The 19,976-nt window shown below is 40.1% G+C and carries 17 protein-coding genes; 10 read left to right on the top strand and 7 right to left on the bottom strand.

The genetic code is table 11. The annotated features are described in order from the left end of the window. Positions 1–7: 7 nt before the first annotated feature. The 3 genes from groL to ACOQO1_RS16750 all read left to right on the top strand — a co-directional run bounded on the left by groL (position 8) and on the right by ACOQO1_RS16750 (position 5,311). Positions 8–1,642, top strand: coding sequence for a chaperonin GroEL (gene groL, locus ACOQO1_RS16760; RefSeq protein WP_420604036.1), 1,635 nt, complete (start codon positions 8–10; stop codon positions 1,640–1,642). 184 nt (positions 1,643–1,826) lie between these two features. Continuing rightward, positions 1,827–3,032: a glycoside hydrolase family 18 protein gene (locus ACOQO1_RS16755; RefSeq protein ID WP_420604035.1), complete on the top strand. Its 1,206-nt coding sequence runs from the start codon at positions 1,827–1,829 to the stop codon at positions 3,030–3,032. A gap of 44 nt (positions 3,033–3,076) precedes the next feature. Then, positions 3,077–5,311, top strand: coding sequence for a DUF4838 domain-containing protein (locus tag ACOQO1_RS16750; protein WP_420604034.1), 2,235 nt, complete (start codon positions 3,077–3,079; stop codon positions 5,309–5,311). 30 nt (positions 5,312–5,341) lie between these two features. Here the strand turns inward: ACOQO1_RS16750 and ACOQO1_RS16745 are convergent, their stop codons facing one another. From ACOQO1_RS16745 to ACOQO1_RS16720, 6 genes are all read right to left on the bottom strand, one after another. Next, positions 5,342–6,406, bottom strand: a complete 1,065-nt coding sequence (locus ACOQO1_RS16745) for a DUF3179 domain-containing protein (RefSeq protein ID WP_420604033.1) — start codon at positions 6,404–6,406, stop codon at positions 5,342–5,344. 4 nt (positions 6,407–6,410) lie between these two features. Continuing rightward, the gene (locus ACOQO1_RS16740; protein ID WP_420604032.1) at positions 6,411–7,385 is read right to left on the bottom strand and encodes a transporter; all 975 of its coding nucleotides are present in this window, start codon (positions 7,383–7,385) and stop codon (positions 6,411–6,413) included. Positions 7,386–7,465: 80 nt separating this feature from the next. After that, the gene (locus ACOQO1_RS16735; protein ID WP_420604031.1) at positions 7,466–8,182 is read right to left on the bottom strand and encodes a heavy-metal-associated domain-containing protein; all 717 of its coding nucleotides are present in this window, start codon (positions 8,180–8,182) and stop codon (positions 7,466–7,468) included. 3 nt (positions 8,183–8,185) lie between these two features. Continuing rightward, positions 8,186–8,542 (bottom strand): heavy-metal-associated domain-containing protein, encoded by a 357-nt coding sequence (locus ACOQO1_RS16730; RefSeq protein ID WP_420604030.1) that lies wholly within the window; start codon positions 8,540–8,542, stop codon positions 8,186–8,188. Positions 8,543–8,561: 19 nt separating this feature from the next. Next, positions 8,562–10,796 carry a TonB-dependent receptor gene (locus ACOQO1_RS16725; RefSeq protein WP_420604029.1) on the bottom strand — a complete coding sequence of 745 codons (2,235 nt, stop codon included), beginning with the start codon at positions 10,794–10,796 and terminating at the stop codon, positions 8,562–8,564. A 77-nt stretch (positions 10,797–10,873) separates the two neighbouring features. Then, positions 10,874–11,284 (bottom strand): HYC_CC_PP family protein, encoded by a 411-nt coding sequence (locus tag ACOQO1_RS16720; protein ID WP_420604028.1) that lies wholly within the window; start codon positions 11,282–11,284, stop codon positions 10,874–10,876. Between the two features lie 142 nt (positions 11,285–11,426). On the opposite strand from ACOQO1_RS16720, the gene ACOQO1_RS16715 reads away from it, so the two are divergent. The 7 genes from ACOQO1_RS16715 (at position 11,427) to rodA (ending at position 19,168) form a co-directional block, all read left to right on the top strand. Next, the gene (locus ACOQO1_RS16715) at positions 11,427–11,879 is read left to right on the top strand and encodes a GAF domain-containing protein (RefSeq protein ID WP_420604027.1); all 453 of its coding nucleotides are present in this window, start codon (positions 11,427–11,429) and stop codon (positions 11,877–11,879) included. Positions 11,880–11,971: 92 nt separating this feature from the next. Further along, positions 11,972–13,504, top strand: coding sequence for a bifunctional phosphoribosylaminoimidazolecarboxamide formyltransferase/IMP cyclohydrolase (purH, locus tag ACOQO1_RS16710; RefSeq protein WP_420604026.1), 1,533 nt, complete (start codon positions 11,972–11,974; stop codon positions 13,502–13,504). A gap of 55 nt (positions 13,505–13,559) precedes the next feature. Continuing rightward, positions 13,560–14,588, top strand: a complete 1,029-nt coding sequence (locus ACOQO1_RS16705) for a rod shape-determining protein (RefSeq protein WP_136465886.1) — start codon at positions 13,560–13,562, stop codon at positions 14,586–14,588. A gap of 65 nt (positions 14,589–14,653) precedes the next feature. Further along, positions 14,654–15,472, top strand: coding sequence for a rod shape-determining protein MreC (gene mreC, locus ACOQO1_RS16700; protein WP_420604025.1), 819 nt, complete (start codon positions 14,654–14,656; stop codon positions 15,470–15,472). Further along, complete coding sequence (locus tag ACOQO1_RS16695) at positions 15,465–15,971, top strand: rod shape-determining protein MreD (protein ID WP_420604024.1); 507 nt, start codon at positions 15,465–15,467, stop codon at positions 15,969–15,971. The genes mreC and ACOQO1_RS16695 overlap by 8 nt, the downstream gene beginning before the upstream one ends. Before the next feature lie 55 nt (positions 15,972–16,026). Further along, positions 16,027–17,895, top strand: coding sequence for a peptidoglycan D,D-transpeptidase FtsI family protein (locus ACOQO1_RS16690; RefSeq protein WP_420604023.1), 1,869 nt, complete (start codon positions 16,027–16,029; stop codon positions 17,893–17,895). Then, positions 17,885–19,168 (top strand): rod shape-determining protein RodA, encoded by a 1,284-nt coding sequence (rodA, locus tag ACOQO1_RS16685; protein ID WP_420604022.1) that lies wholly within the window; start codon positions 17,885–17,887, stop codon positions 19,166–19,168. Before ACOQO1_RS16690 ends, rodA begins: the two co-directional genes overlap by 11 nt. On the opposite strand, the gene ACOQO1_RS16680 is transcribed toward rodA, so the two are convergent. Continuing rightward, complete coding sequence (locus ACOQO1_RS16680) at positions 19,165–19,965, bottom strand: DNA/RNA non-specific endonuclease (protein ID WP_420604021.1); 801 nt, start codon at positions 19,963–19,965, stop codon at positions 19,165–19,167. The two genes, rodA and ACOQO1_RS16680, sit on opposite strands and share 4 nt — an antisense overlap. Positions 19,966–19,976 lie beyond the last annotated feature (11 nt).

Here is a 19,976-nt window from a genome sequence, read left to right as displayed (position 1 = left end):
AAGAAAAATGGCAAAAGATATTAAGTTCGATATAGACGCACGTGACGGGCTAAAAAAAGGTGTTGATGCCTTGGCCAATGCAGTAAAGGTTACGTTGGGTCCTAAAGGTAGAAATGTAATCATCAGTAAATCTTTTGGTGCCCCACAAGTGACCAAAGATGGTGTTACCGTGGCAAAAGAGATTGAATTGGAAGATGCCCTAGAAAACATGGGTGCCCAAATGGTAAAGGAAGTTGCTTCCAAAACCAATGATCTAGCTGGTGACGGAACCACTACAGCTACCGTTCTTGCACAAGCAATTGTAAAGGAAGGTCTTAAAAACGTTGCTGCAGGTGCAAACCCAATGGATTTAAAAAGAGGTATTGACAAAGCCGTTGATGCCATTGTGGAGAACCTATCCAAACAATCCAAAAAAGTTGGGGATTCCTCTGAAAAAATAAAACAAGTTGCTGCAATTTCCGCCAACAATGACGGAACCATTGGTGACTTGATTGCCCAAGCCTTTGAAAAAGTGGGTAAAGAAGGTGTTATCACTGTTGAAGAAGCCAAAGGAACTGACACTTATGTTGATGTTGTTGAAGGAATGCAGTTTGACAGAGGTTACCTTTCTCCATACTTCGTGACAGATTCAGAGAAAATGATCGCTGACTTGGACAACCCATACATTTTGTTGTTCGACAAGAAAATCTCTTCCATGAAGGATTTATTGCCAATATTGGAGCCAGTAGCACAATCTGGCAAACCTTTATTGATCATTGCAGAAGATGTTGACGGTGAAGCCTTGGCCACATTGGTAGTGAACAAATTGAGAGGCTCATTGAAAATAGCAGCGGTAAAAGCTCCTGGTTTTGGTGATAGAAGAAAAGCCATGTTGGAAGATATCGCTATTTTGACCAACGGAACCGTAATTTCTGAAGAAAGAGGGTTCTCTTTGGAAACCGCTACCATTGATATGCTGGGAACAACCGAAAGAGTGACCATTGACAAGGATAACACTACAATTGTAAACGGTGGAGGTGTTGCAAAAAATATCAAAACCAGAGTTAACCAAATCAAAGCTCAGATTGAGACCACAACTTCTGATTACGATAAGGAAAAATTGCAAGAGCGTTTGGCCAAATTGGCCGGTGGTGTTGCTGTTCTTTATGTAGGTGCCGCTTCTGAAGTGGAAATGAAAGAGAAGAAAGATAGAGTGGATGATGCCCTTCACGCAACCAGAGCTGCCGTAGAAGAAGGTATTGTTGCCGGAGGTGGTGTTGCTTTGGTTAGAGCAAAATCAGTACTTTCAAAAGTAGAGGTGTTAAATGCGGATGAGGAAACCGGACTGCAGATTGTAGCAAGGGCAATTGAATCTCCGTTGCGCACCATTGTTGAAAATGCCGGTGGCGAAGGATCGGTTGTAGTTGCCAAAATATTGGAAGGCAAAACTGATTTCGGATATGACGCAAAATCAGATGAATACGTTCAAATGATGAAAGCTGGTATTATTGACCCTAAAAAAGTAACCCGTGTTGCCTTGGAAAATGCTGCTTCGGTTTCAGGAATGATCTTAACCACTGAATGTGCGTTGACCGATATTAAAGAAGATGCTCCAGCTATGCCTCCAATGGGTAGCGGTGGTGGAATGCCAGGTATGATGTAAAATCGACCACATAATATATTTTAAAACCACTCCTAATTTGGGGTGGTTTTTTTGTTTATGCCTTTTTGCACTTAGCCTATTTCGTTTCAAATCTGCTGTTTATATTTTCCCCAGTGCCCTCCATCTAATAGATGCTGCAAAATCGTCATTATTGACTACATTTTAAGTGGTAAATTCTATTGAAATGAAACGCATTAATCCACAAGGCCCGCTTTTAGCCATATTGATACTCTTTATATTTGGAATGGCTTTTATGCCTTTTCAAAAACAAAAAGAGCGTTCTATTGTAGTCATGGGGTATTATGTCCCGGAAAAAGATTATGCCCCCGATCAACTTCCCTTAGAGCAATTAACTCATATCATCTTCTCTTTTACCAATGTGATTGATGGAGAAATGAAGTTTAGGGACGAGCAAACGGGGCAAAAACTACGTGATTTGGTTGCCCAACGAAAACAACACCCACATTTAAAGGTCATGATTGCTTGTGGTGGTTGGGGTGCAGATGGTTTTTCTGATATGTCCCACACGGCAGAGAACCGGGAAAAATTTGTAAAAAGTGTTGTGGCTTTCAACAAAGAATACCAATTGGATGGATTGGACATAGATTGGGAATATCCCGCCATTCCAGCGGCAGGTACCGGGGCTCGGCCAGAGGATAAGCAAAACTTCACTTTGTTGATGAAGGAATTACGACATGCCCTAAATACCCTGGAAAGGAAACAGACATTGACTTTTGCTTCTGCCGGTTGGAAACGCTATTATAAGAACATTGAGATCAAGGAGGTAATGAAACATGTTGACTATATGAATGTAATGACCTATGATCAAATTGGCTCCACCTCGCCATTTACAGGACATCATACCGCTTTAGGACTGATTGAAGAGAAAGATGTTCAAGGTACACCAGCTTGGGAGTATCTGGAAGAGCGTAAGGAAGAAATGAAAAAGCGTGGCTATACCTATGAACCTAGATCAGCAGAAAAAATTGTGGATTTCTGTATTGAAAATGGCGTAAAACCCGAACAACTGGTAATTGGCGGTGCTTTCTATGGAAGGGCATGGAAAGGTGTTCCCCCAAACAATAATGGGTTGTACCAACCCAATTCCGGGTCGCATATAGGATGGAGCGGCTATCGACAAATCCGTAAGGAGTTTGAATCCAATAAAAATTATAAACGATATTGGGATCCGGTAGCCAAAGCACCATATCTTTATAGTGCTACCGATAGTATTTTTATAAGTTATGATGATTCCGTTTCGGTACGATTAAAAACAGAGTATGCCCTATCAAAGAAACTGGGAGGAATAATGTTCTGGCAATTGGGGAACGACACTAAAGAAAAAAACAGTCTTTTAAAAGCCATGTACGACGCTTCAATCAAAAATTGATTTTCAAAAATAAACCACCAACAACCAAAGAAAACATCACCCCCATGAAAAAATCGGTATTGGCAATCCTCCTAGCAATAGGGTTTGGAGCCTCATCTTGTTCCAAAGGTCAAATTACAATTGCCAAAAATGGAAAATCTGACTATGAAATTGTGTATGCCAGAGATGCAAATGAAAGTCAGTACAAATCAGCTCAATTGTTACAATCTTATCTTAAAAAGATAAGTGGGGCAGCATTGGATATCGGTGATGACAGCTCGCAAACACTCAATAAGAAAATCTATGTTGGCAATATCAAACAGGAAGATCTGCAATCAAGCCAAATAAGAATCAAAACCGAAGAAGGAAATGTATTTATTTCTGGCGGTTCTGACAACGCTACACAAAATGCCGTTTTTGAATTTTTGGAAAGATACTTGGATTGCAAATGGTACGCGCCAGGGGTTGAAGAAATACCTAATTCCCAAACAATCAGTTTGCACCCCATTGATTATAGTTACACACCAGAGATTACCACTAGAACGGTGCATTCAAGGCTTTTTTATGAAAATCCCGAATATGCAGACCAGCAAAAGGTTACTTACGAGGCCTTTCCTTATTATGTCCCCGCTGCGCGGGTGCATACCTTCCATAGGTTTATGCCAGAGGAAAAATTCTACGAATCCAATCCCGAATACTATGCGCTACGTGGAGATAAAAGACTCCCCACGCAGTTATGCCTTACCAATGAAAAAGTACTTGAAATTGTAAAAGACTCTGTTGCTGCCCATTTTAAGAGAAATCCCTTGACTTCGGTAATTTCTGTGAGTCAGGATGACAACCAACAACATTGTCAATGCGATAATTGCCGTAAAATTGATAGCGAAGAGGGAAGTCCTGCAGGCACCATGATTCATTTTGTAAACAAGGTAGCTGAAGCTTTTCCTGAAAAGACAATATCAACCTTGGCCTATCAATACACCCGAAAGCCGCCAAAAATTCGGCCAGCTTCAAATGTATTGATCACACTATGCTCCATTGAATGTGATCGCAGTGCTCCCATAGCAGAAAAATGTACAGATTTTGCCGATGATCTAATTGGTTGGGGAAAACTAACCGATAATATCAGAATTTGGGACTACACCACCCAGTTCACTAACTTTTTGGCTCCTTTTCCAAACATCTATACCCTACAACCCAACATTCAATTGTTCAGGGACAACAATGCAAAGTGGGTATTTGAGCAACACAGCAATAATCCAAGTGAGCTGTTTGAACTGCGTTCCTACATCACCGCAAAATTACTTTGGAACCCTGATCAGGATTTTGATGCCCTGTTGAAGGAATTCACAGAAGGATATTATCAAAAAGCAGGGCCTTACATTGAAAAATATGTGCAATTGATACACTCCAAAATTCAGGAAGACAATGATTTTTTCTTGTTTTTATATGGGGATCCCTCCGAAGCATTCTCATCATATCTAAATCCGGAGTTATTGAAAGAATACTCCAATCTATTTGATGATGCGGAAAAAGCCGTTGCTGATAATCAAGTATTGGTTAATCGGGTGAAAATGGCTCGTTTGGGTATTGATTATGCGGTTTTGGAAGCCTCTAGAAAGAACATTACAAAAAATTACAGTCTAATGAGTGTTGATGAAAATGACAACTCCAAGGAAGTTATTAACCCTATGGTGGTTTCTTTATTGGACAATTTTATGAATGCTACGCGAAAAAACAACATTACCCTAATGAACGAAATGGGTTTTACTGTGAACGAATATGCCACTAATTATATGTCTGCCTTAAAAATTGCCCAAAAACCCAATAAGGCCAAAGGAAAGGAAGTCGTCTCGTTGACAAAACCCAAGAAATATGCCAATGAGGATCCCATGGTCCTAACGGATAGCGCCCTGGGCGGAAGTAGTTTTTATGCCAATTGGCTAGGGTATGAAGGTAATGATATGGAAGTTGTTGTGGATTTAGGAGAAATGCAAAGTATAAGTAGCACTTCCATGGCCTTTTTACAAGTAACCAACCATGTGGTGTTCTTTCCTTCTTCGGTTACATATCTTGGTTCTTTGGACAATATCAATTTTACCGAATTGGGGCATCTTAAAAACCCTTCTCCGTTGAACAAAAAAAGTAAGGTCAATGATATCCATTATTTTGACCTCAAGTTTGAACCACAGGAAGTTAGATATGTAAAAGTAGTGGCCAAAAACAAGGAAACCCCATATTGGCACCATGCTGCCGGTTTACCTTCATGGGTTTTTGCCGATGAAATAATTATCAATTAAACCCTTAGGTATGTGTTTAACAACCTGTACCTAGTTGTTATAAACAGCTGTTTGATAAAATGCCGGTATTGAAAACCAATAAGCCATAAACGCAGCGGGAGTGTTTAGCCGCTGCCCCTGCCTAGGCCCGGAAAATGCATTTCCGAATATATCCCATTCGTTACCTTCGTTATCCTCAAGAAGGATGTCGGACTCCCCGTCAAAAACATAGGTGAATTCCAAGGTTTTGTGTTCTCCATCCGGCTCGAACGCAACCATAAAATCCTGATTGCCCACAATAAGATAATCGCCCCCTCTATACGTATCCAAAATCAGGTTCTGAGCTTCGAAATCTCCAAACCGATATACCTTTGCACCTGCATCGTTGGTAATCGCAAGCACTCTTTCTTTTGAAGGCAATCTGCCATCTTTGCTTACCGGAAACAAAAAGAAATCATTATCTGTGCTGTAATTTCCGTAAGGAGAAGTTCCATACGTTCTTGAAAATCCTGTCTGAAGATTCGCAACTTGCGAATCGGGATACATTTGCTTCCATGTTTTCCAATCCATTTCCACCAACATGGACAAACTTGCCTTTGTGCCCAATAGGTCTCCATTAACGGATTCATTTAAAATCTGAGACCAATTGCTCAATGTCTCCCTATCAAAAGGAATCAAGTTAGTATTATAAAGCAATCCGGAAACACCAAAGGTGGTTTCTTTACCGTCAATAATTCTACCCCAACCTATTCCAGTACCCGTAAGCGGACAATAAGTAATGGCAAGGGATTCATCCCCAATATTGTCATTAATAATTTCATGCCAATCCAAAATAATATGGGGATATCCTCTCACATCATCTCCATTTTTAAACCCAATAATCAAATCATCATCCTTCAAAAAATCTATGCTGGATGCTTGGGTGAAATTAGGGTTTTCCAAAGCCGGAATACCATCCCTTCCAGGCCCGCCATCCAATACTTGGGACACGGGAATACTCCATTGACTGTTGACAGGTGGGGTGGTCCCTTCATCATCTGTGGTCTCACTAACACTGGATGAGCTGCAGGAAGCCAATAGCCCAATTGATGTCAGTATTAAAATCCAATTTTTCATTTTCTTAATTTAAAACTCCAATTTTCTTTTTCTGTAATTTCCATAACACTCCAACAGTAAATCTATTGGTAGGTGTGAGCTGTGTGCCATCTACATAGCTATACAATGGCAGCTCCAATCGGGATACCAAAACAAAGTTTTGGGAAATATTAGCGGACAGCTCAGGTCTTATAAATATCCATTCCCCGCCTGTATTTGGGAGATTGGAAGAATCGATTTGGTCAACTTGCGCTTTTCGATATTTAATGATCAACCCTGGGTTGAAAATGGTATTGAGCAGTCCAAATTGGTCTGTATATCCCAAATTGGCCTGTATCTCATTTCCAAATTCATACACCGCTGTATTGTTCAAATAGTTCTTGTTTGCACCTGTTGATCTATAGGTGAAACTTCCAGACAATGTAGCTGATGGTCGAAAGTTTAGTCCTTTGGACAACGAAACCAATCCAACAAAATCCCAAGCACCGCTACCAGGCTGAAGATCGGCCGTCAATTGAATTCCTTGCGGGATAGTAAAGTCAGATCTACCCAAAGGCGCTTTTGCCCCAACACCCAAGCTAATCGTGGAACGTTCTCCTAAAAGATTTGGAAAAGCGTATTTTACCAAGAAAACTGCATCACCAATACCAGTGGTTTCGGTATCGGTTTCATTGCCAAATTGGGTTATGGTCCGTAATTGGTTCACCCAAGTAAAAAGGGATTCCACCGAGAGTCGGTCAGAGAAAGCGTATCCAACGCTGAGCAAAACTGAATTGGTCACCCGCAATCGGGAATCATCATCGAGTTTATTTGAGCCTGCATTTAACGTATTGAGATTGTTATAATCATAGCTCAACCCTATAAGCAGAGTTCCCTTGCCTTCATTGGGCAGACCCAAATTATTTGACAAAGGAACCCCACCTGAACAACAGGTCTGTGAGAAACCCAATTGTCCAAAAAAAAGTGTGGTTAGGACCAAAAACCTCGCAAAGTTTTTCATAGTCGCCCTACTTAAGTAGGGCTTAAAATGAAGAACTTACACCAAGAAAAGCTTATAAATGTTAAATTTTTCTTGGATGTCTAAGCCAGAATCATCCAAAATGCCATAACCAACATAATCGCATTTTCAATAAATGTGGCCTCGGTCATCGGCAGATTTAAAGCTGTCCCCAAACAAGCACAGCGAATGCTTCGCTTATCCAGCAAGGTTTTGGTCACCCCAATGGTAGTAAGGCCCAAAATGACAATGGTGATGATCAATGCCACAGTCACTTGAAAACGCATTAAAAACAAAATCCCCAACGCAAGTTCCAAGAAAGGATATATCCAACCATAAGCGGGCAATACTTTTGCAAGTGGGTCATACATTCTGAAACTTTCCGGAAAGCCTTTTAAGTCCAAAAACTTGAAAAAACTAAAAACTATATAGAAAAGCCCCATAAAATCGAGCATGGCCTCCCCTAAATTCCAATCCTGATAATTTAATAAGGCCGAAGCAGCGAACAGATAGGCAAAAATCAAAAACAACGGACGTAATTGTACCCATTTGGATTTTTCTCCCAGCATTTCCCCTACAGTTGATACAATCTCCTTTTGGTATTCCCGAATCTGATACTTGTTGGGCAATGCGGCACTAAAACTTTCTATCGGAATATGACGCTCCATATTGATATGGGCCATTGAAGTCTCCAAATCCACATCAACATCCTTAACACCATTTACTCTTGCAAGCTTGTCCTTAACAGACACAACACATCCTTCACAGGTCATTCCTGTGATTGAATACGAATGTTTCATGACCTAGTGCTTGTCGCTATCGTCCGAGTTATCTTCCCGGTATTTGCAGCACGGATGGATATTGTCATAGGCTTCCTGGGTGGCCTTCAATTCCTTGGTATCGTGTCCTGCTGCTACCAAAGCCGTCTTTACCTTCATGGCATCTGTCTTTCGCTCGTCAACCACCAATGATAATTGATGGGAAGGAATATCCCAAAGGGCATATTTTACCCCTGGAACACCCAATGCGGCCTTCTCGATTCGCATTTTGCACATTTCGCATTTGCCATCTACCTCAAATGCCATTTTTTTATTCTTATCCTGCGCAAAACCAATTGTAGAAACCAATGCGCATATTAAAATCAAAATTCTATTTTTCATCTTGTATTTATTTAAGTTGTTACGATTTAAATCTAAAGCCAGCATATACCATCCGTCCAAAAATTGGGGCATATACAATAGTTGTGTCAAAGTTTGTTCCAAAAGGGTCATTGGAACCCAAAACTGGGTTACTTTGTCTAAAATTAGTCAAATTCTCTCCGCCTACATAGACCTCAAACTTCTTTGAAAAGACTTTGGTCACTTGAGCGTTCATTAAACTATATCCTTCAGCAAAATCTCCCAATTGAAGATTAACAGGGTTCGCCGAAGTATTGGGCAACCGTTGTTCTCCTAGGGCGTGCAAAGTATAATCAAATCGCCATTGAGAGCCACTTTCAGTTGGTGTTGTGTTATACCCAATATTTGCAAAGTAGCGATGTCTGGCTTGTAGCGGTTTTTGCAAAAGGCCAGTTTGGTAATCGGTTTTTACATCGTAGAATTTATAGGCAGTGCGCACCTCTACATTGGGCAATACCTCGTGATTCAACTCTACCTGCAAACTGTTGGCATAACTTTTCCCGTCTAGATTGGAAAAAACAACTTCATCTGGGTTTTCCCAGTCCACTACGATTTGATTGTCAAAATCGGTTCGGTAGAAATCCACCGAAAAGTTTCCCGGTCTTTCAAACAATGAAAACCCTTGTATAAAGCTTACACCATAATTTAACGCTTTTTCAGGGTCGAAACCGTAAATTTTCCCTCCATTTGTCTGTAATTGAATGGTTCTTGAGGAAGCAAAAAGTCGTTGGTTCTCTGCAAAAATATTGGCAGCCCTACGACCAATTCCAAAAGACCCCCGTAAACTTCCCTTTTCCCAAGGCGTATAACGGATATGGAACCTCGGCGTAAAGAATGTCCCCAATCGATTGTGGGTATCCAACCGAAGACCAGAGGTAAAACTCAACTTTTCCAAATTGGAATAACTGTATTCGAAAAAAGCACCCGCGGAGGTATCGTTACGACTAAATTCCTGACTATTGACCAATTCGTTATATCCATCGTAAGCAAAAGTCAAACCCGTTTTAAACTTGCTTTTGGTATTTCCGATTATAGAATTGAAAATTAGATTGGTGTAAATGCTCTCATGGTCAATATTATAAATATTGAATCCATAGTACGAATCTTGTTTATGACTGCTGTATGAAGTCTGAAAACCAAAACTCTGATAAGGTAACTCAGGAAAAACATAGCCCAATTTTACCGACCCATCAAATCTTTGGGTATCTATTTCACTTCCCCAAGCATTGGTGGTAAACTTGTCGGAGTCAGGATTGAAATCAACCTGACCAATCTGCTTTTCATCATTCAGATAGCGAACATTAAAAAAGCTAACCCATCCTTTTTCAGGATTCTGATATTGCCATCGGTTCATGATATTGATTTGATTGGCCAAGGGATTGTCCAAAAATCCATCATCATTGTTGTCCACTTCAACATCCCTTCGGTTGCCATGCAAGTACAAACCTGTACTCCATTTATCGGAAAGTTTTGTGTTCAAATGCGTGTTCAGCTCCAATCTTCCATTCAAATTGGCATAACCATTCACAAAAACGGGCGTGTCGGTCAATGGTTTTTGTAACTCTGTATTGATTTGACCTGAAATGCTCTCATAGCCATTGACAACACTACCAGCCCCTTTAGTAATCTGAATACTCTCTACCCACGTTCCTGGTGTAAAGGTCAAACCATAGGTTTGGGAAGCACCTCGAACCATGGGAATATTTTCTTGGGTAATCAACAAATATGGACTGGTAAGTCCCAACATCTGAATTTGTTTAGTACCGGTTAGCGCATCGTTAAAATTGACATCAATTGCCGGATTGGTCTCAAAACTTTCAGAAAGGTTGCAACATGCTGCTTTTAAAAGTTCCGCACTATTTACAGTAACCACATTTTGGGTAGAGAAAAAGGTTTTTTGCACAGCATCACGTTCTTTTTCTACCACAACCTCATCCAATTGGTTGGAAGGAACCAACCAATGATGTACCATTTTTGGTTCATTAATGGTCAATGTATCCGTCCGGAATCCCACAAAGCTTATGACAAGCTTGTTATAATCGTTGGAATAGGGAATGCTAAAGGTCCCATTTTCTTTGGTAATGGTTCCCAACTGGGAATTTAACCAGTACACATTGGCACCGGCCAATCCGATATGTTTATTTTCTGCATTGGCCTCCATAACCATGCCCTCAATCTTATCCTGGGCGGTCAGTAGCATGGGAAGCCAAAAAAGTATAATTAAAATATGTTTCATTGTTATGTATTGAATAATTATTGAAATAAAAATCAGCACCCGAATCGCATGAAACGGGTAAATCATTATTCAATACATCAAATCAAGAAGACCTGGTCCAAAACCTGAACGTCTCTGACCAAAATGGGAGGTGGGTATTTTTCATGGGGAACGGGAAGTTCCTCAACGGGTACGAACAAATCAAAATATGACTGGGTAAAGGCCACCAAAAAAGTTTGGTGCTCCAAATCCAAATCGTACCAAGAAAGTTTTAGATTGTCCTGCCCCTTCAATGTGAACGATTCATCATCACAACAATGGTTTTCTCCTGCCTCTGTTCCCAGAGCAGCCATCGCTTCCTCCATTCCACAATCATCGGCATGGGCAAAGAACGAAACATCCATTACCCTTCCCATGCACAAATGTTTGTCAACTGTCCAAGAAACTGTGGACAATAACACCATAAGTGCCAAGAAGATAGAACTGATATTGCGAAAAATGTCCTTCACGCCTCAAAATTACAATTTATTTGTATTTGTCTCCATTCCCATTTAATTCCTTAACTAAACTTTAGGTAAATGAATCTGTAATTTTTCACATTTCACTCGACCTAAAAAATCCATTTCAAATACATTTGTAAAAAATAATCCAATGCTCGCATCCCTAAAGTCAAAAGTGACCTCCATCTTATCCAATAACGCTGAAAGTGTGGAAAATCGTCTAGCGAAACTCTGCAATTTATTGAGAGACACTATCGATTACTATGATTGGGTTGGATTTTACTTTAAAAATGGGGATAAGGAAGAACTGAAGCTAGGGCCTTATGCTGGTGAACCTACGGATCATACTATTATTCCCTTCGGGAAAGGTATTTGCGGACAGGTAGCGGTGAGCAATGAAAACTTTGTGGTACCCGATGTAGCTGCACAGGACAACTATATCGCTTGCAGCATTACCGTAAAATCGGAAATTGTTGTTCCCTTATTCAAAAATGGTGAGAACATAGGCCAGATTGATATTGATTCCAACACCCCAGATCCCTTTACCGAAGAAGATGAACGCTTTTTGGAATTTGTAAACCAAGAAGTATCACAAATTCTTTAAAACTAGTGGTATTTTGTTGATAACCCAGTCCTATTTTTAGTGGCAAAAAAATTACTTTTGTGTGCTTAATAAATTGATTTTTAAGACACAAAATGAGCACCACCAAAAAAGCTTCCGCAGCACTTGTTTCCGTTTTTCACAAAGACGGCTTGGAACCTATTGTAAAAAAACTGGATGAACTTGGCGTAACCCTGTATTCCACAGGTGGGACCGAAAAATTTATCCGTGATTTGGGAATCAATGTGGTTCCTGTTGAAGACGTTACCAGTTACCCTTCCATTTTAGGCGGGCGTGTAAAAACACTTCACCCAAAGGTTTTTGGTGGAATTTTGAACAGACAGGACAACGAAAGTGATGTGGCCCAGATGGAGGAATTTGAGATTCCACAGTTGGATATTGTGATTGTTGACCTCTACCCTTTCGAAAAAACAGTGGCCAGTGGTGCTTCTGAACAAGATATTATTGAAAAAATAGATATTGGTGGTATCTCCTTGATCAGGGCAGCTGCCAAAAACTTCAAGGATGTGCTCTGTGTGTCGTCCATGGAGGATTATGCCGATTTCTTAAATGTTATTTCCGAAGGAAACGGTTCAACAACTTTGGAAGATCGCAAACGTTTTGCCACCAAAGCATTTAATGTTTCTTCACATTACGATTCTGCCATTTTCAACTATTTCAACGCAAATGGAGAAGAAACCGCTTTGAAAATCAGTGAACAAAACGGAAAGGTGCTCCGTTATGGTGAAAACCCGCATCAAAAAGGGTATTTCTATGGCGATTTTGAGGCCATGTTCTCCAAATTGCATGGCAAGGAGCTCTCTTACAACAACCTTTTGGATGTTGATGCTGCCGTAAACCTTATGGGTGAGTTTAAAAATGACGACCCAACCTTTGCCATTTTAAAACACAACAATGCTTGCGGATTGGCAACCAGAAGTACCATCAAAGATGCTTATGTAGATGCATTGGCCGGAGATCCCGTTTCGGCTTTTGGAGGAATCTTGATTTCCAATGTGGAAATTGATACTCCAACTGCTGAAGAAATCCACAAATTGTTCTGTGAAGTGGTTATTGCTCCGTCCTATTCCGATGAAGCTTTGGAAATTCTCAAAGGCAAAAAGAACCGCATCATTTTGATTCAAAATGAAGTTGCGCTACCAGAAACTTTGGTCAGAACTTGTTTAAATGGTGTTTTGGTTCAAGACAAAGATTTTAAAACCGATACTGCTGAAGAATTACAATCGGTCACCGACAAAAAACCTACATCAGAGGAAATTGAAGATTTGATTTTTGCCTCCAAATTGTGCAAGCACACCAAGAGCAACACCATTGTTTTAGCCAAAAACAGGCAGCTTTGTGCCAGTGGTACAGGGCAAACCTCTCGTGTAGATGCTTTAAACCAAGCAATTCACAAAGCAAAGTCCTTCAATTTTGAACTCGAAGGCGCCGTTATGGCCAGTGATGCTTTCTTCCCATTCCCTGATTGTGTGGAGATTGCGGACAATGCTGGCATCAAAAGTGTGATTCAACCTGGAGGTTCCATTAAGGACCAACTGAGCATTGATTATTGCAACGAAAACGGATTGGCAATGGTTATGACAGGGACTCGGCATTTTAAACATTAATTTTAGTACATTAGCCGATAAAATTTACCGTTAATCCGAAAAACCGACGCTTTTTATGGGATTTTTTGATTTCATGACCGAGGAAATTGCCATTGACCTTGGTACTGCAAACACCCTGATTATTCATTTAGACAAAGTCGTAGTTGATAGCCCTTCCATTGTGGCCCGGGATAGAATATCCGGAAAAATTATTGCCGTGGGAAGGGAGGCCAACATGATGCAAGGGAAAACCCATGAAAACATCAAGACCATTAGGCCTTTGAAGGATGGAGTAATTGCCGATTTTGATGCTTCGGAAAAGATGATCAATATGTTCATCAAAAATATTCCAGCGTTAAAGAAAAAATGGTTTCCTCCCGCTTTGCGAATGGTCATCTGTATTCCATCTGGGATTACTGAGGTGGAAATGCGTGCGGTACGTGAATCAGCGGAAAGGGTTAATGGCAAGGAAGTGTATTTGATTCATGAACCAATGGCTGCAGCCATTGGTATTGGGTTGGACATTATGCAGCCCAAAGGAAACATGATTGTGGATATAGGTGGTGGAACCACGGAGATTGCGGTAATTGCCTTGGGTGGTATTGTGTGTGATAAATCAGTAAAAATTGCGGGTGACGTATTTACCAATGATATTATTTATTACATGCGCACTCAACATAACCTTTACGTGGGAGAGAGTACTGCTGAGGCCATAAAAATTGAGATTGGTTCGGCCACGGAGGATTTAAAATCTCCGCCTGATGACAAATCAATCCAGGGACGAGATCTTTTGACCGGAAAGCCAAAACAAGTCCATGTTTCTTATCGAGAAATTGCTAAGGCACTTGATAAAAGTATTTTGAGGGTAGAGGACGCCGTAATGGAGACCTTGTCCCAAACTCCACCTGAACTAGCAGCTGATATTTATAATACAGGTATTTATCTTGCCGGGGGTGGATCTATGCTACGGGGATTGGACAGAAGACTCTCGCAAAAAACAGATTTACCTGTCTATATTGCGGAAGATCCATTAAGAGCGGTTGTACGCGGTACAGGTATCGCACTTAAAAATTTGGAGCGATATAAAAGTATATTGATAAAGTAATTCGGTTACCGAAACCGTTTTGGGGCCATTTGAAAGTTTCCGAACTTTCCTAATGATACGATTGCATGCAGCGCATCATCAATTTTATTTTAAGGTATAGAAATGCTTTTCTTTATGGCTTTCTTATGGTTGTTTCCTTGAGTTTGACCGTTAGATCACATTCCTATCATCAATCCAAGTTTTTTAATTCTTCCAAATGGTTAACTGGAAATGTCTATGGCATTGCTGCAAATGTTTCATCCTATTTTGGACTTAGAGAAGAAAATGAAAGACTTGTGCAAGAAAACGAACGGCTTCGACTGCTACTTTTCAACGCTGAAGAAGAAACCGCCCAGCAATTGGACTCCACATTTACGGCCAACTATGGAGTTTTTAGCGCCAATCTTATTAAAAACAGTTTTTCTTCCCCCAGAAACTACCTCACCATAGATAAGGGAAAAAATCAGCAGGTAGAACAAGATATGGGCGTTATTACCACAAAAGGAATTTTAGGCATTGTGGAAAACGTGTCCTCCAATTTTGCAACCGTGCAAAGTGTTTTGAACACAAAATCCAACATCAACGCCAAAATCAAAAACACCAACTATTTTGGCTCCCTAATTTGGGATGCCCAAGATTACAATGTGGTACAGCTTATAGACATCCCCAGATTGGTTCCACTTGTTGTTGGTGACACGATAGTAACTGGTGCCATGTCCAGCATTTTTCCAGAGAATATTCCCATTGGTGTCATAAAACGGTATGACCTCAACACATCAAGAAGCTTTTACAATATTGATGTTGAGCTCTTCAATGATATGTCCAATGTGAAAAATGTGTATCTGATCAAAAACAAGAACCGTAACGAAATAAAAGAATTGGAAGAAAAGAACACGAATGAATAGTGCAATTTTCATAAATAGCTTACGATTTGTGCTGCTTGTCCTAACCCAAGTATTAATTTTCAATACCCTAAATTTTCTTGGTTTTATAAATCCATTGGTCTATGTCATTTTCTTTTATTGGTACCCCATAAAAGGAAACAGGGCAGTGTTTATGATTACTGCTTTTCTTCTTGGTTTTATCATTGATATTTTTTCCGATACCATGGCCCTGCATACCATTGCATCGCTAACCGTTGCTTATGTAAGACCTGTTATTATGCGTTTTTGTTTTGGGGTCAACTATGAATTTCAGAATTTCAGTTTTAAGAATACTACAAAAGTTCAGCGAGTTACTTTTTTAGCTTTTTTAGTGTTGCTACATCAAATAGTTTTCTTTTCGTTTGAGGTTTTAAGTATATCGCACTTCTTCTTAATTTTAAAAAAGGTTTTTACCACAGGTATCGTAACTTTGATATTGTGCACCCTCTTTAGTTCACTTTTTAGTCCGCAAAGTGAATAAAATGGGTACTATTTCGTTGAAAACATATGACTTGGACTGACAAATTTGATTGTCTATGAAAAAACTGTTGCTATCCTCCATTATTGTCATCATTGGATTCACGTTTATTGGCAGGCTTTCCTATTTGCAATTGTTTCGGTTTTCTCCTGATCAAATTTTGGAAGACCCTGCTATTAAAAAAATTTACGACTATCCTGAAAGAGGCTATATCTATGACCGTAATGGCGAATTAATGGTGGGCAATCAACCAGCTTATGATGTCATGGTCATTCCCCGAGAAGTAAAACCTCTGGATACCCTTGAGTTTTGTGCACTATTAAAGGTTGACAAGGAGCACTTTGTAGATAAAATGCGAAAAGCTAGAAGGTACTCCCCAAGACTTCCCTCGGTATTAGTGCCCCAATTATCCAAAGAAGATTATGCCAGACTTCAGGAAAAAATGCGCCATTTTGAAGGGTTTTACATTCAGAAAAGATCACTTAGATATTATAATACCAACAGTGCTGCTAATGTATTGGGCTATATTAGTGAGGTTAATGAGCGTGACCTTCAAAACAACCCTTATTATGTAGCAGGTGAGTTAAAGGGCAGGACAGGTGTTGAAAAACAATATGAAGACCTGCTCCGAGGAAGAAAAGGTGTGATGCACATTCAAAAAGATCGTTTTAATAGGGATATAGGTCCTTATAAGGATGGTAAATTGGATACTTTACCAGAGCAAGGAAAGGAAATTCACATTACTTTGGACAAAACGCTCCAGGAGTATGGAGAACGTTTAATGCATGGTAAGAGAGGTGGTATTGTGGCCATTGAGCCTAAATCAGGAGAAATTTTGGCCATGATTTCAGGTCCAACCTATGATCCAGCTCTATTGGTAGGTCGGGAACGATCAAAAAACTACAGTAAGCTACATTACGATACCATTTCCAAACCAACTTGGGATCGCTCCATCTTGGCGCAACCTTCCCCAGGGTCCCCGTTCAAGACTCTTAATGCCCTTGTTGCCTTACAGGAAGGCGTCATTGACCCAAGTACAAAGTTTAGGTGCTATAACGGGTTTTACGTGGGAAGCACAAAGAGAGGATGTCATTGCGGAGGGGGTGTGCGGGATATGAATTCAGGTATTTATCAATCTTGTAATGCATACTTTGCTGGAACATTCAGAAAAATCTATGGAAAGTATACAACTACTGACGAAGGTATGGATGTTTGGGAAAAGCATATGAAAAGTTTTGGATTGGGTGGATATTTAGGAACAGATCTGCCCACAGGAAGCCCTGGAAGAATCCCAAGCAAAGCGTATTATGACAAGGCATATGGAGATAATAGATGGGCAGCTTCTTTTATCATATCCAACTCAATTGGCCAAGGAGAGGTAGCTGCCACACCTTTGCAATTGGCCAATATGACGGCAGCCATTGCCAATCGCGGTTATTTTTATACGCCACACATCCTGAAAAATGTTGGAAATACCGGAGCAATAGACCCAAAATTTACAGAACCGCGTTATACCACCATAGATAGGGAACATTTTGAGCCTGTAATCAAGGGTATGGAGAATGTATATAAATATGGCACTGGAAGGTGGGTACAAATTCCAGGAATCAATATTGCAGGAAAAACGGGGACTGTTGAGAACTTTGTTAGAATTGATGGAGAACGCATGCAGCTCACCGACCATTCCGTCTTTGTGGCATTTGCCCCCATAGAAAATCCAAAAATAGCGTTGGCTGTTTACATAGAAAATGGGTATTACGGATCCCGTTATGCGGGCCATATAGCTTCCTTACTCATTGAAAAGTATGTAAAAGGAGAAATTACCCGAAAAGATTTGGAAAAACGCATGCTTGAAAAAACTTTGGAACACGAATATGCCAAACCGTATAGTGGAGAACCTTTCAAGATAAATGAGTATGTCTGGTAGGGGGCTTTTTGGAAGAATAGATTGGCTTACCATTTTTCTCTATGCTTTTTTGGTCTTCATAGGGTGGATTAATATTTATTCCACCACGTTGAGTGATCCCAATGCCTCTATTTTCGACTTTTCCACCCTCTATGGAAAGCAGCTGTTTTTTATAGGGTTAGCTTTTGCGGGTATAATTCTTGTCCTCTCCATAGAATCTAATTTTTTTGAACGGTTTGCCTCCATTTTTTACATAACTGCGATAGTATTATTGATTGGACTTTTTCTTTTTGGAAAAACCATAGCGGGTGCTACATCGTGGTACGACCTGGGCTTTTTTAACCTTCAACCATCGGAATTGGCCAAATTGACCACCGCCCTTGCTTTAGCAAAGTATTTAAGTGACATCCAAACAGACATCAAAAACCGAAAGCATCAATTCTATGCTCTAATTATCATTCTATTACCAGCCATTTTGATACTTCCTCAACCAGATCCGGGAAGTTCCTTGATTTATTTCTCACTTTTCTTTGTATTGTTCAGGGAAGGGTTTCCATTATATTATTTGGGAATCTTGGTGGTCATGGTCGTGCTCTTTGCCACCACATTAATGTTTGGCACGGTCTGGATAGGTATTGGACTGGGAGTTCTTACCGTTCTCATTTTCACTTTTAAACGGAAATCAGTGAAAATCCCTATACTGCCCCTGGTCATAGGTATTGTGGCTTCTATGCTGTTTTCATTATCCGTAGGCTTTGTATATGATAACGTTTTTGAACAACGCCATCGAGATCGTTTTGCCCTTTGGTTGCGGCTTGAGAAGGACGAAAAAAAATTGGAAGAAATAAGGAAAAACATTGGTTACAACACCTATCAATCTGAAAAAGCAATAGAATCTGGCGGTTTTTTTGGAAAGGGATTCTTAGAAGGAACGCGAACCAAAGGAGATTTTGTTCCTGAACAGCACACCGATTATATTTTTAGCTCCGTAGGTGAGGAATGGGGATTTCTTGGCACGGTCACGGTGATTTTGGTCTTTTCATTTTTCTTTTTACGGCTAATATATATCGCTGAGCGGCAAAAAAATGATTTCAGTAGAATGTATGGGTACGGTGTCATCTCCATATTGCTCATGCACTATTTTATCAATATTGGAATGGTAATCGGTCTTTTACCTACTATTGGTGTTCCTCTTCCGTTTTTCAGTTACGGCGGTTCGGGTCTTATATTTTTCACTATGCTGCTCTTTATCTTTCTAAAGCTGGATTCCAATAGGCTTAAGGACGGTATTTAAAATTTCCAGCCGGAAGCATCAACAGTTTCCTCCACTTTTTTCTGCCAAGATTCTGTTTGGTTTTTAAAAAAGTTGATTCCCGTCTGTTCTTCCACCTCATCAACGGTAACCAAAAAGGAATTTAAAGGAGCCTGACTTTCCTTGTTCGGAATTAAAAACGCCAGAACATCAACAGAATTTCCATTTTTACGGAAAACCAGTTTATAAAATGTATTGGGGACATCCACGTCCTCTTCCCCTATTTCCTCCAATCCATTTTTCAAAACTCCACCGGTCACAATCATTAGATCCCCATATTTTTTACACCAATACCTCACCTGTTGCTCCAATCTGTTCCATACTCCGGCATTAAAATCCCGATCTTGCGGACTTATATTACTGGTGTAAAAGGTTTCGTTGTAAGCATACTTGGAAAATCTCCTATCCCCTGCTGGACAGAGATGTCCACGATCATATCCAGAGCCTTTGTAGTTTCTCCAATCCGCAGATTTGGTTTTTACCTTGGGATCCTCAATAAAATAAGGTCGTTTTCTATCGTCTTGAGTCAGATGGTCCTTTTCAAGTTTATATGCAACCCATTCGGCCTGTTCATGGGGTTCACTGTAGGAAAGCATGAAATGCTCATGGTGCACAACATCTCCGGTAGTTGAACTAGGCAAAAATTCAGATTCAGCAATAGTTATATCCTCATTGCCATTGGGGTCAGAATAAGTGGCGGGTGTATAAAAGTTTTCAAAAACCCAAAAACCTACCACACAAATGATGAATAGTATAGTATAGATTGTTTTGTTTTTCATTTTCAATTTTG

The sequence above is a fragment of the Flagellimonas sp. genome (assembly GCF_965222555.1).
GTDB lineage: Bacteria > Bacteroidota > Bacteroidia > Flavobacteriales > Flavobacteriaceae > Flagellimonas.
Note: the sequence above shows the minus strand (reverse complement) of the source record. Positions and strands in the feature narration are given on the sequence as shown.